The organism is Vibrio sp. 1078-1, from assembly GCF_033340475.1.
The window spans coordinates 1-539 of the sequence record NZ_JAWOWM010000788.1 but is presented as its reverse complement, the minus strand read 5'-3'; the positions used below and the strand labels follow the sequence as shown (position 1 = coordinate 539).

Annotated in this window: 1 protein-coding gene; it reads left to right on the top strand. The window is 50.6% G+C overall.

What is annotated here, in order from left to right; translation table 11 throughout:
* On the top strand, nt 1-539 hold a 539-nt coding region (locus R7190_RS30065), incomplete at both ends, for an ABC transporter ATP-binding protein (protein ID WP_318138234.1).

Sequence of the window (539 nt, the reverse complement as noted above, 5' to 3'; positions counted from 1 at the left end):
CAGATAAAGGCACGGTAGCATTAAATGACACTTCCCTTTCATCACTCAAAACCAAAGAGCTGGCAAAGCAGATAGCCTATTTGCCACAAAAGCTGCCCTCCTCGGCTGGTTTAACGGTAGAAGAGCTAGTGCGCTTAGGCCGCTTTCCGTGGCGTGGCGCACTTGGTCGTTGGAAACCTGAAGACAAACAGATTATCGCTGAAGCCATGGCTCGCACTGGCGTTGCTCCGTTTGCTCAAGCATTAGCGGACGATTTATCGGGCGGTGAGCGCCAACGCGCTTGGGTGTCGATGCTGTTGGCTCAACAATCACCGATTTTGATCCTAGATGAACCGACCTCCGCGCTCGATGTTCACCATCAATTTCAACTGATGGCGCTACTGGCAGAGCTGAATCGAACCGAGAACGTAGGCATTATCGTGATCCTGCATGATTTGAACTTAGCATTGCGCTACGCAACCCACATAGTTGCGCTCAAAAAAGGTCAAATTGCCTTTGAAGGCAACGCCGAAATGCTGCTTGATGAAGCGCGTTTGTCT